Source organism: Bradyrhizobium sp. STM 3566 (assembly GCF_045571445.1).
Taxonomy (GTDB): domain Bacteria; phylum Pseudomonadota; class Alphaproteobacteria; order Rhizobiales; family Xanthobacteraceae; genus Bradyrhizobium; species Bradyrhizobium vignae.
Genome location: NZ_CP120692.1, coordinates 6423683 through 6439724 on the forward strand (window position 1 = coordinate 6423683; position 16042 = coordinate 6439724).

Annotated in this window: 12 protein-coding genes and 3 pseudogenes; 7 read left to right on the top strand and 8 right to left on the bottom strand. The window is 57.9% G+C overall.

What is annotated here, in order from left to right:
- Positions 1 to 99 precede the first annotated feature (99 nt).
- The 4 genes and pseudogenes from P6U27_RS30710 to P6U27_RS30725 all read left to right on the top strand — a co-directional run.
- A pseudogene (locus P6U27_RS30710) lies at positions 100 to 243 on the top strand (IS256 family transposase); the annotation flags it as partial.
- A gap of 528 nt (positions 244 to 771) precedes the next feature.
- Complete coding sequence (locus P6U27_RS30715) at positions 772 to 987, top strand: hypothetical protein (RefSeq protein ID WP_407193101.1); 216 nt, start codon at positions 772 to 774, stop codon at positions 985 to 987.
- A complete protein-coding gene (locus P6U27_RS30720; RefSeq protein WP_407193102.1) occupies positions 984 to 1088 on the top strand; it encodes a transposase in 105 nt (34 codons plus the stop codon). Before P6U27_RS30715 ends, P6U27_RS30720 begins: the two co-directional genes overlap by 4 nt.
- 6 nt (positions 1089 to 1094) lie before the next feature.
- A complete protein-coding gene (locus P6U27_RS30725) occupies positions 1095 to 1439 on the top strand; it encodes a hypothetical protein (RefSeq protein WP_407193103.1) in 345 nt (114 codons plus the stop codon).
- Positions 1440 to 1464: 25 nt separating this feature from the next.
- Here P6U27_RS30725 and P6U27_RS30730 read toward each other — a convergent pair.
- Positions 1465 to 1625 (bottom strand): annotated as a pseudogene (locus tag P6U27_RS30730) (transposase); the annotation flags it as partial.
- Between the two features lie 4 nt (positions 1626 to 1629).
- Between P6U27_RS30730 and P6U27_RS30735 the strand changes: the two are divergent.
- From P6U27_RS30735 to P6U27_RS30745, 3 genes and pseudogenes are all read left to right on the top strand, one after another.
- A pseudogene (locus tag P6U27_RS30735) lies at positions 1630 to 1869 on the top strand (acyl-CoA dehydrogenase family protein); the annotation flags it as partial.
- A 58-nt stretch (positions 1870 to 1927) separates the two neighbouring features.
- Positions 1928 to 2089 (top strand): hypothetical protein, encoded by a 162-nt coding sequence (locus P6U27_RS30740; protein WP_407193104.1) that lies wholly within the window; start codon positions 1928 to 1930, stop codon positions 2087 to 2089.
- Positions 2090 to 2399: 310 nt separating this feature from the next.
- The gene (locus P6U27_RS30745; protein ID WP_407193105.1) at positions 2400 to 2666 is read left to right on the top strand and encodes an acyl-CoA dehydrogenase family protein; all 267 of its coding nucleotides are present in this window, start codon (positions 2400 to 2402) and stop codon (positions 2664 to 2666) included.
- Positions 2667 to 3011: 345 nt separating this feature from the next.
- Here the strand turns inward: P6U27_RS30745 and P6U27_RS30750 are convergent, their stop codons facing one another.
- The 7 genes from P6U27_RS30750 to P6U27_RS30780 form a co-directional block, all read right to left on the bottom strand.
- On the bottom strand, positions 3012 to 3842 hold the full coding sequence (locus tag P6U27_RS30750) for an ABC transporter permease (RefSeq protein ID WP_407193106.1): 831 nt from the start codon (positions 3840 to 3842) through the stop codon (positions 3012 to 3014).
- Positions 3843 to 3847: 5 nt separating this feature from the next.
- Complete coding sequence (locus tag P6U27_RS30755) at positions 3848 to 5098, bottom strand: ABC transporter permease (RefSeq protein WP_407193107.1); 1251 nt, start codon at positions 5096 to 5098, stop codon at positions 3848 to 3850.
- 66 nt (positions 5099 to 5164) lie between these two features.
- Entirely contained in the window at positions 5165 to 6235 is a 1071-nt protein-coding gene (locus P6U27_RS30760; protein WP_407193108.1) for an ABC transporter substrate-binding protein, read from the bottom strand.
- An 89-nt stretch (positions 6236 to 6324) separates the two neighbouring features.
- Positions 6325 to 7413 (bottom strand): ABC transporter ATP-binding protein, encoded by a 1089-nt coding sequence (locus P6U27_RS30765; RefSeq protein ID WP_407193109.1) that lies wholly within the window; start codon positions 7411 to 7413, stop codon positions 6325 to 6327.
- A gap of 1861 nt (positions 7414 to 9274) precedes the next feature.
- Complete coding sequence (locus tag P6U27_RS30770; protein ID WP_407193110.1) at positions 9275 to 10954, bottom strand: GMC family oxidoreductase; 1680 nt, start codon at positions 10952 to 10954, stop codon at positions 9275 to 9277.
- 478 nt (positions 10955 to 11432) lie between these two features.
- Positions 11433 to 13067 (bottom strand): thiamine pyrophosphate-requiring protein, encoded by a 1635-nt coding sequence (locus P6U27_RS30775; RefSeq protein ID WP_407194506.1) that lies wholly within the window; start codon positions 13065 to 13067, stop codon positions 11433 to 11435.
- 1096 nt (positions 13068 to 14163) lie between these two features.
- Entirely contained in the window at positions 14164 to 15702 is a 1539-nt protein-coding gene (locus P6U27_RS30780) for a porin (RefSeq protein WP_407193111.1), read from the bottom strand.
- Between the last annotated feature and the right edge of the window lie 340 nt (positions 15703 to 16042).

The window sequence follows — 16042 nt, forward strand, 5'->3', positions numbered from 1 at the left end:
CTCCTCCTCAACTCAAGCCAGGAGCAAAATAAATGAGGCAACCGATCGCACCCGGGAGCATCAGTACATGAGGCAATACGCGCTCTCATCCTGATTGTCGCGCTATACGTCCGCCTCATCGGCGCGATCCTGCTCGAACAGAACGACGAATAGGCCGTCCAGCGCGCCCGTTACATGACGCTGGGAACCATCGCGCCGTTGAGCGATGATCCAACCGTCAGCCTCCCGGCTATCGCCAGCTGACCAGTCCGGCTCTTGCCGGCGAACGCGGTGTCCCACCGCCAGTTACACCACGCTCAGGGACACGATCGAAGACTGCCGCGCATCAACCGAAGATCGGCATTGCAGGCTCGCTAACCGAAGGCTTTTACAGGGGGCTATTGGTTGCAGGAAGCTTTAGCCGAGCCGCACGCCCTGTCTGGAGCGGTCTTGTTGATTGATGAGGCGTCAACGCGAACAGTTGTTGCCCTTAGCCATGCTGCCTCCGCAAAAAGGGATACTTGAAGGTCGAGTTGCCTTGGTGTTGAGAAAACCAGACTGGCGGCATCGTCGCTCGCACGTTCCTGGGGCAGATCAATCAAGCTTGTCGCCTTTGACCACTTTGTCCGGATGGGTGTCCCTAGGCACTTCGGCCAAGGGTGAACAACGTTTTAAGCGAAAGGGGGCCAACGTGCCGTCAAATGATCGAAGTCGCAGACATGCCGTTGCGTACCTGAGGCCATGTGGTTGCAGCACAACGAGAATCTGCCTCTTCCATCGGAGGAGCGTGCGATGCTCCAGCGTCTTATCACGGAACTCGAACGCGTGACGAAGCAACTGTCGGAAATCGACAAAGTCGTGGCCCAGCAGGCTCTGGACGATCCACGGGCTCTCAAGCTGATGACGATCCCCGGCGTGAGTTCGGTCGTCGCATCGAGTGTACTGGCCCCATCGACGACATCGCACGCTTCCAGTCACCGGATAAGCTCAGCAGCTACTTCGGTTTGACCCCTCGAGTTCGGCAATCGGGAGATCATCCGGCAAGACATGGTCGTATCTCGAAACAGGGCAATCGTGACGCCCGCAAGATGCTGGTTGAAGCGGCCTGATCGGCCATGACGGCGCCGGGGCCGCTGCGGGCCTTCTTCAACCCCATGCAGAAGAAGCATGGGCCTGGAGTCGCGCCGTCGAGCACGGCACGTAAGCTCGCAGCGATGATCTGGCACGTCCTGACGACCGGGAAAGATTATGCTTACGCACGACCGGCGTTCACAGCGATGAAACTCTGGAAGGTGGCACTCAAGGCTGGAGCGCCTCGTGCCTATGGCAAGGCTGGCCCGGGTCGGGACTACTGGATCAAGGAACTGCGTGACCGGGAAGCTCGCGATGTCGCACGCGTCGAGCAGGCGTACGAGCGGAGCGTGGCGGCCTGGAAGGAGAAGCCAAAAAAGCCGCCTTGAACTGACTATAGGGCTTCTCAACACCATCCGAAATGCAGATCCTTCCGTCGTGGACAAGGCGGGCAAAGCCCCCTCCCAACGATTGAGCAGATAGTTGATCGGCCTAATCACGTTGGACGAACGCGAGAGCCAGGCAGTTTCTGCCCGCAGCCAAGACTCAAGGTCGGTCAACAGTGGCACGCTCTTCGAAATCCAGTGGTGCCAGCCAGGCGCCGGCTCCGACCTCGCCTCGCTGGCGACCCCGGGCAGAGGATAACCGACTACTTCCTCGCAAACAGCCAGAAGATTTGGAGCAGCAACGCCGAACAAGGCGGACTGGATCTTTTGCCTCGTGCGAACTGATACAAGCAAACAGAACGGCATCTCGTTCCTGCTCTTCGATATGGAAACCCCTGGTGCTTCAGTCAAGCCGATCGAGCTGATCTCGGGATAGTCGCCGTTCTGCGAAACCTTTTCGACAACGTAAGGACAAAAAAGAGCCCTTGTTGGTGAATAAACAAGCGCTGAATTACCTGCTCTCTCCGACTGGAGCATCCGATGCTGAGGAGCCACATCGCTACGCAGAGCAAGTTGCCGTCGACGAGTCGGCACGTTATCGGCCCGAGCAGATGCGTTTGAAGGTCGAGCGGGCCGGCGGTGGCTTCGGCTGACCGTCGAGAAACATTTTGTGACGTTCGGCCACATGGCTGACTTTTTGATCGTGGCGGCGCGGACCGCCGGTTTATACGACGAGGAGCTGGGGGGTCACCCTCTTCTCCTCGTCGAAAGCGACGCGGCGAATCTCACGCGAGAGGCTGGTCGACGCAAGGATCGCCGCACGTCTGAAGTTCGGTGGCGTGGAGCTCGCAGCAGATTCAGCCATGGCGCCGTAGATGACGGATCCAAGGGCCAGACAAAAACGCCTAGCGCGCCTCGGGGCCGCGGCTGAAATGATGCGCGTGGGGCTCCCGCGCACTGGACATGACTATCGATTACCTCGCACAGAGAATGCAAATCGGGCGTCTGATTGGTTCGTTCCAAGCGCCGCAACTCCGGGCCGCTCACGTTTACGCGGAGATGGAGGTCGCGCGCGCCGCCGTGCTCAAGGCCCAGCAGCCTCTCGACGGTGACGACGGTCAATCCGAACAGCCCGTGATGATGGCCAACGTTGTGACAGGCATGGCTAGCGCGCTCGCTGTTCAGGAAGGCATTCAGATGCAGGGCGGCATCGGCATGACGGACGAGTAGGATGTCGGTTCTATATGAAACGATAGCGAGTGCTGCCGAACTGAACCGCTTGGCGCACTTTGCAGGTTATTGAAGAATCGGGGGATCGCCCGAACTCCAATGCCGTATTTGCTTCTCCTATGGAGAGACTCGTGTCAGTCCCTACACCGAGGCGGCATCAGAGCAGTTGATCCGCTCCTCGAATTCACTCGACCTAAGGCTAGCATCGCGACAACTAACTGCAGGCGCGTCCAGTGTCGACTAGGCATGGCGGGAGAACGTTTTGCGCAACGAGATCGTTTCTTCGGCAACTTAGGTGCAAAGGGCGCTCTCTTCCAGCCGGTGTTGCATGCGATCGGCAGGCGCTCAGGCATTGCGTATACCGCGCAGGCGGTCGGAGCGCCGCCGCAGCAGTTCGATCGTGGTCAGGACGGTGAGGGAGAACAGGATCAGCACCGCGGCGGCGGCAGTGATGGTCGGACTAATCGACTCGCGGATCCCCGAAAACATAACCCGCGGCAAGGTGCGCTGCTCAGCGCTCGAGACGAAGAGCGCGACCACCACCTCATCAAAGGAGGTGATGAAGGCGAAGAGCGCGCCTGTGATTACTCCTGGCAGTATGAGCGGCAAGGTGATCTTGAAGAAGACAGTGATTGGCGGAGCACCGAGTCCGGCGGCGGCGCGGATTAGGGACTGGTCAAAGCCTATCAGAGTTGCGCTGACAGTGATAACGACGAAGGGCGTAGCCAGCGTGGTGTGCGCCAAGATCAGCGCAAGAAAGGTGTTGAGCAGCCCGACATCGGCGTAGAAGAAATACAGCCCGACCCCGGTGATCACGACCGGTACAATGATCGGCGCGATCAACACGCTCATCACTGGCGTTCGCCATGGGAATTGCGGGCGGTTGAGTCCGAGCGCCGCCAATGTTCCCAAAGAGGTCGACAGAAGCGTGACGGAAACGGCAACCAAGAGTGAGTTGTGGAGTGCCCCCTGCCAGCGTTCAGTCAGGAAGAACTCCTCATACCACCGCAGCGACAGGCCTGGCATGGGATAAGTAAAGAACGGCACAGAGTTAAAAGAGAGTGGGATGATCACGAGGATTGGCGCGACTAGAAACAGCAGCACCATCCCGCATAGCAGCCGGTGGAGATAATACCAGCCCTTCTCCATTGGAGTGGCGTAGACGGAAGCAGTCATCGTTCTCATCCCATCTTGATCCGTTCAATGCCAACCAACTTGCTGAAAACATAATACAGTAGCAGCGTCATAATAAGCAGGATGGCGCCGAGCGCTGAGGCCATCCCCCAATTGAGCGATTCGCTCGTATAGTAGGCAACAAATGAGCTAACCATTTGATCAGCCGGCCCGCCGACCAGTGCGGGGGTTATGTAGTATCCCAGGCATAAAATGAAGGTTAGGAGGCAGCCGGCACCAATTCCTGGTAGGGTCAGCGGGAAGTAGACTTTCCAGAACGCGTAGAAAGGACCTGCGCCGAGCGAGCGGGCCGCTCGGACGTAGTTTGGAGAGATCGTCTTCATGACGCTGTAGATCGGCAGGAGAGTAAGGGGAAGCTGGATATGGGTCATGGCGACGATCGTCCCGACCCGATTGAAGATGAGCTCCGCCGGCTGCGATATGACGTGCAGGGCCATCAAGGTGTCATTGACGATGCCGTGCTGCTGCAGGAGAACGACCCAAGCGGTCGTGCGCACCAATAGGGAGGTCCAAAACGGCAGCACGACCATGATCATCAGAAGATTGCTTGACTTACGGGGCAACGTCGCCAGCAGATAGGCTAGTGGGAAGCCAAGCAGCAGCGTCGCGACTGTTACACCGATGCTAATGCCGAGGGTTCGCAAGAAGACGTCGCGGAAGATCGCGTTCTCTGGCGGTGAGGCAACAATCTGATCGTTCAAACCATACTGGAAGTCGAGAGTTCGGAGCAGGTAAAAGGCCGTAAAGGCTGACGTTCCTCGCTTCAACAGGCTCCAGACATCGTGCCGCCCCCATAGCGGGTTGATCTCGATCAGCGCCCCCTTGTAGGGACCGGCGGCAAGCGTGCTTACCTCGCGGCCGCTCGATATCACCTCGCTGCGTGAGCCGGGTAGCTCATGATTGATTCGTTCGCCGATTCGGGCCGCGGTTTTCTGCGCCCAGGACGTTTTCAAATCGTTGACCAATGCGGCGTAAACCGTCTCTTCGGGCAGATCCCTTCCGTCCCAACCTCTCAGCGCGGCCATCGTTCGTGGCATCAGAAATAGCAGCGTATCGTCGTGAACCGCATTGAACATCATACGGCCGATAGGCAAGATAAAACCAATCAGTATGAACAGCAGAAGAGGCAGAACAAGCGCGAAAGCCCTCAGCTTGCGTGCCCGCTCTATCCGTTGTAGCTTGATACGCAGCGGCACGCCGTCAAAGGTGCCCGTGATTTGGACGGCCATCGTTGCCATCAATTCCTCTCTCTCTGTTCGTGCACCTGAGGTGACGAGGAGGACGTAGCCCTCCCCGCGATTGCTTCACTGCTGCTTCGCAAGCCAGGCGGTAAAGCGCTGGCGCAGCTGGTCGCGCTTCTCAATCCAGAAAACGATGTCAAGATCGACGGCCTGGGCCGCATGCTCCGGCGCAGTTGGAAGGTCAGCCAGGATCGTCGGATCAATTAGCTCCGTTGCCGCGGTGTTGCCAGTGCCGTACGCAATATAACGCGTCATCTCGGCCTGAGATTGGGGCGAAGCGGCGAAGCCAATAAACTTATAAGCCTCGTCCCGGTGCGGAGTGCCTTTGGGGATCGACCACAGATTAAATGTCGCAATTTGCGCGTCCCACATGATCTCGAAATGCTTGCCAGAATTTTTGACAGCATCATAGATCCGGCCGTTCCAGGCTGAGGTCATAACAACTTGGCCGTCCGCCAGTAACTGCGGCGGCTGGGCGCCGCTTGTCCACCAGATTACGTCCTTCTTAATCGTATCCAATTTTTTAAGGGCGCGCTCCACGCCTTCGGACGTCTTGAGAACGTTGTAGACGTCCTTCTTGGCGACGCCATCGGCGATCAGCGCCCATTCCAGGTTGGTGTAGGGATCTTTATAGAGTCCGCGCTTCCCGGGGAACTTCTGCAAATCGAAGAGGTCGGCGATGGTCTGCGGACCGTTCGGAAGCTTGTCCTTGTCATAGGCGACAATCGTCGCAGAGACATGAGTTGGCACTCCGCAATCATACTTGCCGTCGCCCAGGAACTTCGTGCGGTCAAGACCAAGCTTCTTCCAGTCGAGTGTTTCAAGGACGCCCGAATCGCATAGCGTTACCGCCGCTGATTGATTGATGTCGACTACGTCCCAACTCACCGTTTTAGTTTCGACCATGGCTCGGATCTTGTCGACCTCATAATTGTATTCGTCTTCGGTGATCTTGATCCCAGTCGCCATCGAGAAAGGCTGGAACAGCGCCTTACGCTCGCTTGCCTGGAGGGCTCCGCCCGCAGCAACAATCCTCAGCTGATCGCCGGCGAAAGCAGGTTTGAGCGCGATCAGCGCACTCACCACCAAGCCAGTTATGGCGAGAGCGCTCACGGTCATCAATGATTTTCTCATTATTCATTCTCCTTCTTTGCCCACCATGGAGCCGGATTGCGGCGTTGGCGAATTCAGCTATCTGGCTCGAAGTACGGCTCGGCTCGTTATCAGGGCGCGTCGAGCGCCCGACAATCCTCCGTTTTCCAACCGAGCGTGATCTCTGCGCCGGGCTCAATTTGTGCCATCGAGTCCGAATTCGGCAGCTTGACCACAAAGTCGTCATGGCCGCACACCGAAACCCGGGAGCGCACATGATCTCCCAAATAAATCAGCTCTGTGACCCGCGCGCTAAAAATATTGGGCAGCGAGCCGGGCGGCGGATTCAGCTTCACTCGCTCCGGCCGTAATGACAGCAGGGTCCGTCGGCCAACTGCGTCGACATTGACCGCCAGCGCCTGCACATTACCACCGCTGGGAAGCTCCACCTTGCAGGTTGTACCGTTGATCGCCACGACGTTCCCCAGCAGCCGGTTGTTTTCGCCAATAAACTGAGCGACGAACGTGTTCTGCGGCTGCTCGTAGAGATCGGCCGGAGTGGCGAGTTGTTGGATGACGCCATCATTGAACACGGCAATCCGGTTAGACATGGTCAACGCCTCCCCCTGATCGTGCGTCACATAGACCACGGTTACACCCAGATTTTCATGGATATGCTTGATCTCAAGCTGCATTCGTTCCCGCAGCTGCTTGTCAAGCGCGCCGAGCGGCTCGTCCATCAGCACGAGTGTGGGATCGAAAACGAGCGCGCGTGCGAGTGCGACACGCTGCTGCTGGCCACCGGAAAGCTGTCCGGGCCGACGGCCTGCGTAGGCGCTGAGCCGGACCATGTCGAGCGCCCGCTTGATCCTGATCTCCGTTTCTGACTTGCCGATCTTGCGAACCTTGAGTGGGAAGGCGAGGTTCTCTTGCACAGTCATATGCGGAAAAAGCGCGTAATTTTGAAATACCATTCCGATGTCGCGCTTGTGCGGCGGTGTCTTCTCGATTGAGCGACCCGCCAACAGGATCGAGCCATGCGTGGGCGCTTCGAAGCCAGCCAGCATCATGAGCGTGGTCGTCTTTCCAGAGCCAGACGGCCCCAGCATTGTCAAAAACTCGCCTTGGGCGATGCCCAAGTTGAGATTCTTAACGACCAGCGTTTCGCCATCATAGGTCTTCTGAACGTCACAAAATTCCACGAAGCTCGAGCCCGGCATCGTTCCTCTTTCCCTCCCTTACGTGTAGGCGCTAGAACTACTGCGCCGCTGTCGATGACCAGACCACAATTGGCTTTCGAGAGATTACAACAGCCGTAGACAATCGCCCTTCATCAGATCCACTGGTTCCCGCGTCTCCGTTTTGACCTGATGGACGATATCGGACCAGCGGGCCGCTTTTGCTCAATCTCGATCGCCGCAACGCTGAATTTGTGCATCTCGTCCGCGGTTTCAAAGGATTTCACTAGATGCAGCTACAAGAACGGCGAACTGTGAACGCGCGGACCTTAGAAAAATCTGGACGGCTAGCGCCGCGAGGCGCAGCGGCCCGCGGAAATGGCAAAAGAAAGCGAGTTGCGCACGGTAGGCGCCGTCATCGGCGAGGAGCTGCCGCTAGTGTCCTGAACCAAAAGTTCGGAACGTTGTATCGGGTCATTTTAACGGCAGAACCGCTCGATCGAAGCAAGGATGTCGTCGGCTGACTTGGTCCACGAAACGGCTTGGGATCAGCGTTATGTCGTTCGATGAACGAGGCGATGTCCGCCTTGACGGCGGCTACGCCGCGATAGACGCCGCGCCTGATCTTCTTATCGGTAGGAAGCCCGAAGAAGCGCTCGACCTGATCGAGCCATGACGAACTGGTCGGGGGGTGAGGTGCATAGCCAGCGCGGCCGTTCAGTCAGCCAATTCCGGATCAGCGGGGTCTTGTGGGCGGCGTAGTTATCGATGACGAGATGGACGTCGAATTGGGGCGGCACAGCCGCCTCGATCTCGTCCAAGAACTTGCGGAACTCGGCGGCACGGTGCGCTCCGTAGCACTTGCGATAAGCCATCCGGTAGCAATGTCGAGGGCGGCCAACAGCCATGTGGTGCCGTGTCTTTTGTAATCGTGGCTCCTTCGGCCCGGCTGGCCGGGAGGCATCGGCAACATCGGCTGACTGCGGTCCAGCGCTGGATTTGACACTGTTCGTCTGCACACAGAACGATGGCGTGTGCCGGCGGCTCGCGTGCCATCATCCCGCCATCGCGGTTTGGCCGAAATTCTTCCGGTTCAAAGAAGAATTTAACAGTGATGCCCGCGTCTTCACAACCGACTAGTTTGGCAGGTATGACCGAGCCCGACTAGAAAGCGGCCTCAAGGCGGCCCATGAACCAGTAGCAGTTCTCTCATTCCGCCGCTAACCGCACCAACGGGTGGCCCATGTCGATGAGTTGATCAAGGGCCCGAAGGAACGGCTAGTCATCCGCAGTTGCGCGGATCAGTGTTTCCCGCTCCCCATCATCGTGGGTCAGGCTATCGTGAGTTATGAGTCTGGCTCTTGTGTCGGTGCCAAGCGTTTTTGGACTGATTTGTTTCGCCGCACCGTGTATCCGCGCATACCGTACGGACTCTGCACTGCAGGTTTGTTAGCCGAGCCGTCTCAGCGCGTTCTTCAGTGATCCTTGTGCTCTCCGTTCTCTCGTAGAAGGACGAAGTGCAGGAGAAGGTCTTTGGCTGCGAACTTCTACGAGATCAGCCGCGCACCGGCGCCGAGCAATAGAGGTCGCGATCCCCAGGCAACTCTTGCGCGATGATCCCGTGTCATTTGCTGATGCCATCGTTCGAGGAGAGGCAGGCCCGAACCTGTTGGCCGTGATCTCGCTGGCTTGTGCGCGTCGGCCCGCGTGAGGCCGGTTAGTAGCTCAGAAGATGGCTCCGAGCGCTTCGTATTGACGATAAGGTCGTGAATGTCACCCAGACGATCTGCCGGTCTGTGACCTAGGCCGTCACCGACGATAGTTCGAAGACGTCCCCCCGTGAAGCCCCCAAGAACAAGGCTGCTGGAGGACGCCGCTCCTCTCAAGGCGCTCTAGCACTGTCCTATGTATGATTAGCAGCAGTGCTAAATGGCAGTAGATACGGCGAGGCTCCGCCAATTCGCCTGATGTCGTCATTAGCATCTTCCTTGATCATGTCGGCGCCTTTCTCGGCGACCATGATCGTGGGCGCGTACGTGTTGCCGGAAGGAAGCGTCGGCATGATCGACGCATCAATTACGCGAAGCCCAACCAAGCCGCGCACACGCAGGCGGTCATCAACCACTGCCATAGGATCGTTGCCCATCTTGCAAGTGCCGACAAAGTGATGGAGCCCTCCGCCGGTACATCGAGCGTAATCAAGCCATTCTTCGTAATTCTGCACTTTATCGCCAGGACACATCTCGAAAGAAATCCATTTGGCGATGGCTGGGTGTTGCATGATCTTGCGTGCGACATGCAATCCGTACACAGTAGTGTCGCAGTCCATTTTCGAAGATAAATACTTCGGCTCAATGGCCGGCTCGCTACCAGGGATTGTCGAACAAACATGTATCGACCCGCGCGAGGTGGGCCGGCATTGATTGATTGCGACGCTCATTCCGGGGTCTCTCTCAAGGTGTCCCGGCCGGGCTAGATCCATCGTACCGGGCGCCATGTGGAATTGCACGTCGGGCGTCGGCTGACTGGGAAGGGTGCGTACGAAGCCGGCGACTAGTGCTGTCGGCCGAGCGAGCAGACCGGTTCCACTGACGTAGTATCGTATGATTTCGCGCAAAAGCCCGAAGCCCCGGGCTCGCTCATTGAACGTGATCGGCCGGTTAATGCGGTACCTTAGGTTTACATAGAAGTGGTTGCCATAGTTCTCACCAACCCCGTTCGACTCGTGACAGACTTCGATCCCTACTTTCCTCAGGACTTGTGGCTGGCCGATGCCCGAGAGCTCTAGCAAGCCGGGCGACTGTATAGCGCCGCAAGAGACAATTACCTCAGCTCCGCAGCGCGCCTCCCGAATTTCGCCATAGTGGCTATAAGCTACTCCAACGGCGCGCTTTCCCTCGAGCAGGATCCTGCTGACAAGCGCGTTGGTCTTGATGTGCAGGTTGGGCCGGCTACGCGCCGGGTCAAGAAATGCGCGCGCCGCCGACCAGCGCTGACCGTTTTTGATCGTCGTTTGAAAGTAACCAAAGCCCTCCTGCTGGCCATCATTGTAGTCGAGGTTGTGCGGAAAGCCGCTGGCCTCGGCGGCTTCGATGAGCGCGTCCCCGAGCTTATGATGCTCGCTGATGTCGCGTACATTCAGTGGGCCGCCCTTGCCGCGCGACTCCTGCCCGCGACCCTCGTAGTGTTCTGAGCGCTTGAAATAGGGCAGCACATCTTTATATGACCAGCCGCGATTTCCTAATTGGCTCCAGGTATCGTAATCGAGCGGCTGACCGCGCACATAGAGCATGCCGTTGACCAAACTCGAGCCACCCAGCCCCCGCCCGCTTGTACATGGGATTCGCTGCGTGTGCGCGCTGTCATCGACCTCGAAGTTCCAACTGAAGGTTTTGCGGAGCTGTGGCGTGGTGTAGCCCGCCGGCATATTGATCCACATCGATCGGTCGCGCTGACCAGCCTCTAGCAGCAGTACCTTGACGCGCGCATCCTCGCTGAGGCGATTGGCAAGTACGCAACCGGCCGATCCACCACCCACGATGATGTAATCCCATTCAGGCACAGTATGAACTTCCTGTCTCAAGTTCGAACCTTTCCGCTCGTCTAAGGGCGATCAGCAATACTGGTTGTCGAGTAGATATCTAGCGCACTTCGTGCTCCTGATGTGGTACTTCGGCACTTCTCGATCGGCGGTGAGCACAGCCTCCAAGCGTTCGAAAACATTAGCGACGGGTTGATCTTGGTTTCTGCAATGAGCCGTCCAGTCACGCGAAGGTTCGGCGCTTCCGCGCCATTCTTCAGTGGCTTCGCCTGGCCGGCCGCCCGGCGTCGGGTTATCACGTCCAGTTCACGCGGACCTCCCGCGTTATGAGTCAATCGCCCGGAACGTTTCAACCCACTTAATCCCAACGCTCGATCCAAGCTGCGTTCCGGTTTGAAAGCAGCACCTGTCGGCTAAAAGTAAGCACACCGTTCTCATCCAATTGGCGAGCCGCGCACTCAACACAGATCTGAGAGCTCGCCGGGGCGGCTCACCTGTAGATAAGGGTGTCGGTCATGGCTCAAGTCCCTGCGCGCGAGATCTCATTTTCCTTACAGGTGATGAATTCGAGCAGCACCGGAATGCCATCCTGGGTCTTCTCGATGCCACGCTTGATTGCTGGCACGATATCCTCAGCCTTCGAGATACGCTCGCCATAGCCGCCAAAGGCGCGCGCCATTGCGGCATAGTCGCCGGAGATGTCGGTCGAACGATATTTTTCGGTCGAAATCGACATGATCTTTAGCTCGCACGCCATGGAGAAGTTGTTGAGCAGGATCGATAGAATTGGAATTCTTTCGCGCACAGCCGTTTCGAAATCCATTCCGGTAAATCCGATGGCCGCATCGCCCCAGACATTGATGCAGAGTTTGTCTGGTCTCGCGAGCTTCGCGCCCATTGCTAGCCCCAAACCGTAGCCGAGTTGCGTCGTCTTACCCCAGCCTAGATAGGAAAGCGGCTCGACTGACTTCCAGAATGGCGTGAGCTGGTCACGCGGGCTACCCGCGTCGTGAGTGATGATGGTGTTCTTGACGTCGACTGTGTGCTGAAGGTCCCACAGTACGCGATACGGGCTGAGCGGCGCGTCTTTGCTTGTAAGCTTCGGCATCCACTTTGCGAGCCACTCTGTGTGCGAGGCTGAAATGGCTTCCGCCACCACTCGCGCATCGCGATCGGATGTGACGCTCTTGCCGACCTCCTCCAAGAGCGCATCGAGCACGAGACGGGCGTCGCCGACGAGGCCAATTTTCGCTTCGACGTCCTTGTTGAGATGGTTGGGATCGAGCGTCGAGTGGATTACTGTCTTAGCCTTAGGCATGGCGACAGCGAAATCAGTCTCGGTGAAGGAGCAGCCGATGCCGAAGATGACATCAGCTTCGGCCAAAAATTTCCACACGGCACGCGGCATCGCGGCGCCGCCGGAACCGAGGGAGAGCGGATGTATTTCAGGAAATGCAGATTTGCCAGCCAGACTCGTGGCGACGGGGATCGCGAGCCGCTCGGCAAGCCGCTTCAGTTGCGGCCAGGCACGGGCATAGTGCACGCCCTGGCCTGCATAGATCACCGGCCGTTTGGCGCCGATCAGAAGTGCCGCCGCTTGCTTGATGTGCGCGGGATCCGCGCCATAGCGGGTGCGCAGCACCGGCGTGTAGTTCAAGGGCTCTGGCACCTCCTCATTCCACATGTCCGTGGGGATTTCGACCACCACCGGTCCGCCGCGACCATTCTTCAATTTGGTGAAGGCGCGGCGGAAGATGTTGGCGACTTCCGAGGCGAGCGTGATCGGCTCGGAGGATTTTGAGAAAGGCCGCATAGCTTGGCTTGAGTTGAAATTGGGCTCGGTGTTGGCGAGCCGGCGCGGATAGCCCATCGGCAGCACCAGCACGGGGACTGATTCACCAAAGCATTGCGCGACGCCACCCATCGCGTTCTCTGCGCCGGGACCATGTTGCATGCAGAAGGCACCGATCTTCTCACCCGAGGTAACCCGAGAGATCGCATCTGCCATGTGAACGCCAATGCGCTCCTGGCGCACCATGACGGGACGGATGTCGGCTTTTGCGGCATGTTCGATCAGATGGTTTACCGGATAGCCGCAAAGAATTTCGATGCCTTCGCGCTTGAGAATTTCAGCAATCGCATCACCTAGCTTCATGATCTTAGTCCCCACAATCAACCGAATATGCCTCGGCCTGCTGTTCGTAGTTGCCGCACCTTTACCGATTATCCATTCCGGACAGTTGCCCACGGTTGGTCACGAGTAGTGGCTATCGACGTCGCGGGCACCGTGCTATGCACGCAGCCCTGTTTCATCCAAGCGACCATGTCATCGCCAACAAGTCTGCTTATGAGACACCTGACCGTCGCACATGTGACCGGCATTGCGCCGCTCTTCCTCAGCCGCTCCCTCCGTCGGATGTGAACCGCGCAGAATGCGGCTCATTCACATGTTGCAAGTCGTGCATCTAAGCTCGCGACACGGCACACATCTACGGCGCGACAACGCACAAAGGCTGCAAAGATCGACTACAAATGGGAGAAGTTCTGCAGAATGCGAGCAATCTCGCTATTCATCGTCACTAGAGTAAATGGGAAAAGGTGAATGATGGGGTGCGCTACCCTAGGGTCTACCGCGCTGAAGCCTCGAAGCCGTGGCCTGAGAGCGACGGTTACGAAGAAGTGCGCCGCGGCCGTTCCTTCCTGCAACAGGCGCAGGTGGAACGCTGCATCCCCTTCTCCGTCCGACCCGTTCAAAGATCGTGAAACTCGCCCATCTCATGTGCCCAAGCGGGACAACCCTTGTGACAGCGGGATCGTGGTCATGTTCTTGCCATCGGCTTGCGCGCGACGTGCGCTTTCGAGGCTCTGCGCTCCGGCGTCGGCTGCCCTTCAGGTCGCTCTCCGTCTGGGGCGTAACGCGAAGAACCAGTGGCTGTGATTCTCATGTGCTGAAAGAATGGATTCTCGCCTATCAGAACGCACGCCCTCGGCGATGAGCTTTCCCGCGCATGGGTCCGCTCACCTTTCGGCCCAAGTCGCCTCCGTATCTGCTAGTGGGCTCTCGTAGGCATCGGTGCGAGGCTGTACATCATCGCGTGCGCGCCGGGTCTTGTGAAAGCGCAGTCGATCGAAATGTGGTTTGCGAAGTACTGCGAATAGAAAGGCCCCCGGCGGGCATGCCGGAGGCCTCTTGGAGGTCTACCTAAATGTATTTGAGCCTCTGTTGTCTCCTTCTGCTAAGATAATGAAACTCACCAGTTACGATGAACGCGCAACATCATCTGAAGGCTTTGCTGGTCCTTCAGTTCGTACACCCCGCCCGGCTTGGCGACACCCGATTGTAAGGGCAAGGTTACCGTGCTTCCGCTCGCGTACTTCTGGTCAAGCATCGCGTAAGCAACCTCGGTCGAGAAGGTCAGGTTCTTAACAGGCGTCCAGCGCGTGGCCACGCCGATCACCGAATAGTTGAAGTCCGGGTTGCAACCGGCCACGCCGCTCGACAGCGCAAGAGTTGCGACGAATGCGCCGCAGATGTAGCCCTTCGCCGTGCTGTTGTACCGTACAGCCCCCCAACCGCCGAAGATTGACGAGTTCCAGTACGGGTTCCAGTTGTGGGTGTAGCCGCCGTTGAATCCGTAGCTCGTGGTCAGCTGCTGGCCCGCGCCTGCAACGAAGACCGAGTCAGAGAGACCGGCAATGCCGACGCTCTGGTAAGCACCCGGGACCCCCGTGCCGCTGTACATCGCGAAGGTATAGGGGGCATACGGCTGGAAGTTGTAACCGGTTGCGCCGTTTGTATAGACGCCCTGGACGTTGATCGTGTCACCCGCACCCGTCGGGATATTCTTGATCGACAATGCAAGCTGGCCAGCCCAGCCCCATTTGTCGCTTGGATGCCCCGTCGTTTCTTCAGCGCCGTAATAGCCAGCGTGATTATCATGCGCAGCCACAGACGCCTGGAAAAGTCCCCACGCCTGGTCCACACGCAGCATGGCGACGAGATCGGGAGACCTCGAACCACCAATGTCGCCAGCGCCATAAGTGCCGGCCGCAAGGCCCGTGGCCGTTGCTCCGCTCACGTTCCAAATATTTGTGGTATTTCGAATGACCTGGTCCTCAGCCGAGAAGCTGGCCGTGATGCCCTGCCCAAAGTCCGCTGTATAGGCAAACTGATTGACAGCCTCCCACCCGCCGCCGCCTGGCAAGCCGTCGAAGCCGTTTGCAGGATAGTTGGTCCAAGGTGAAGAGAAATTCGACTGCGCTCTACCAAAGGTGAAGCCAGCGAACTGTATGAACGCGTAGTAGACAGAGAGCGAACCACCGGAGATCGAACCGCTGCCACTTCCTGCTGGGTTACTTCCGTTATATGCCGTTGCGCCATTGATAGCTGTTGTACCGGCACCACCATAGCCGCCCGCGGTCCAGGTGAACGCGAGTTCAGCGTAGGTACGAAGGAGACCATACTCCGTCGCGGTACGGGTATCCATGCTGAGGTCGGCGCGGGATTGACTTGTGTAGTAATTGCTCAGACGGTTGTGCGCGCCAGCGACGCCGCTGGCTGCGGCTCCCCAGATGCCATTTGAACCAAGAACGGTTGTGGCACGCACGTAGCCGCCGAGCTTGATGCAAGTGTCGGTACCAGGAATGTAATAGAACCCAGCGCCATATAGAGAGCAAATCTTCACGTATTCGATCGCCTTGGCCTTCATCGGAAGATCGGCAGCTTGCGCTCCGCCCATAGCGATCAGACCCGCCGCCGAACCAAGAAAGAGGCTCTTCGCCATCTTCATAAAAAACCCTCCAGTTGTTTAACCCAAGACGGACTAGTCTCGCTTCCGCGGAGATTAGCCGCCTTCGCCCCCAATCATTCTCGACCTACAGGGCCTTCCTCGAACATCACCGATAAATTGAACCGGTGAGGTCGCGGCGCGGACCATTCCGCCGCTCGCATGAATAAGTTGACAGATTGCGTTAGTCAGCGGCGCGAAAACTTTGTACGAAGCGGACAGAAGCTAGTGTGCTTTGAGTCAGCGTGATGTAATCGCCTCAGAAGAGTACGATATGTACCGTAGCGTCTCGTGATCGTACTTTTCGTACGCGTCAGTCATCTTAGACGCGGTCAGTGCAACC

Excerpts from the sequence above, each read along its gene's own strand:
- P6U27_RS30715 (WP_407193101.1), top strand. The coding sequence starts at position 772 with ATGCTCCAGCGTCTTATCACGGAACTCGAACGCGTGACGAAGCAACTG.
- P6U27_RS30725 (WP_407193103.1), top strand. The coding sequence starts at position 1,095 with ATGACGGCGCCGGGGCCGCTGCGGGCCTTCTTCAACCCCATGCAGAAG.
- P6U27_RS30745 (WP_407193105.1), top strand. The coding sequence starts at position 2,400 with ATGACTATCGATTACCTCGCACAGAGAATGCAAATCGGGCGTCTGATT.
- P6U27_RS30750 (WP_407193106.1), bottom strand. The coding sequence starts at position 3,842 with ATGACTGCTTCCGTCTACGCCACTCCAATGGAGAAGGGCTGGTATTAT.
- P6U27_RS30755 (WP_407193107.1), bottom strand. The coding sequence starts at position 5,098 with ATGGCAACGATGGCCGTCCAAATCACGGGCACCTTTGACGGCGTGCCG.
- P6U27_RS30760 (WP_407193108.1), bottom strand. The coding sequence starts at position 6,235 with ATGAGAAAATCATTGATGACCGTGAGCGCTCTCGCCATAACTGGCTTG.
- P6U27_RS30765 (WP_407193109.1), bottom strand. The coding sequence starts at position 7,413 with ATGCCGGGCTCGAGCTTCGTGGAATTTTGTGACGTTCAGAAGACCTAT.
- P6U27_RS30775 (WP_407194506.1), bottom strand. The coding sequence starts at position 13,067 with ATGAAGCTAGGTGATGCGATTGCTGAAATTCTCAAGCGCGAAGGCATC.
- P6U27_RS30780 (WP_407193111.1), bottom strand. The coding sequence starts at position 15,702 with ATGAAGATGGCGAAGAGCCTCTTTCTTGGTTCGGCGGCGGGTCTGATC.